1 protein-coding gene is annotated in these 353 nt (G+C 47.0%); it reads right to left on the bottom strand.

Annotated elements, in window-relative coordinates; translation table 11 throughout:
• The coding region (locus FC99_RS08615; RefSeq protein WP_156639357.1) for a helix-turn-helix domain-containing protein at positions 1 to 353 on the bottom strand (353 nt) is incomplete at both ends.

The raw sequence follows: 353 nt of genomic DNA, 5'->3' as shown, positions 1-353 counted from the left end.
CGACCGACAGCAACATCTGGTGCCCAGCTATCAGTCTTAAAGTGCTCAACAAAGAACGCTAAGAAGGCTAGAACCTGGTAGAACTTACAAGGACGATGACAGGCCTTACGCTTCTCGTGATACCGCCGTTCAGCGAGCTCTGCCACATAGATTTCATAGAACTTCTCCTTACCATTAACCAGCTGTTTATTGGTCACTAAGCCCCGCTTGATCTCGTTGTTTATGGTCTGCGCACTAACTCCAATCAGCTCAGCAATCTTACGACGAGAGTACCTGTCGTGATTGAAGTAAACCTCAATATTTCCACGCTCTTTCAAAGTTAGGTGGTGACCCTTGGGACGATTCATGGTAAG

Source organism: Levilactobacillus koreensis JCM 16448 (assembly GCF_001435525.1).
Classification (GTDB): Bacteria; Bacillota; Bacilli; order Lactobacillales; family Lactobacillaceae; genus Levilactobacillus; species Levilactobacillus koreensis.
Note: the sequence above shows the minus strand (reverse complement) of the source record. Positions and strands in the feature narration are given on the sequence as shown.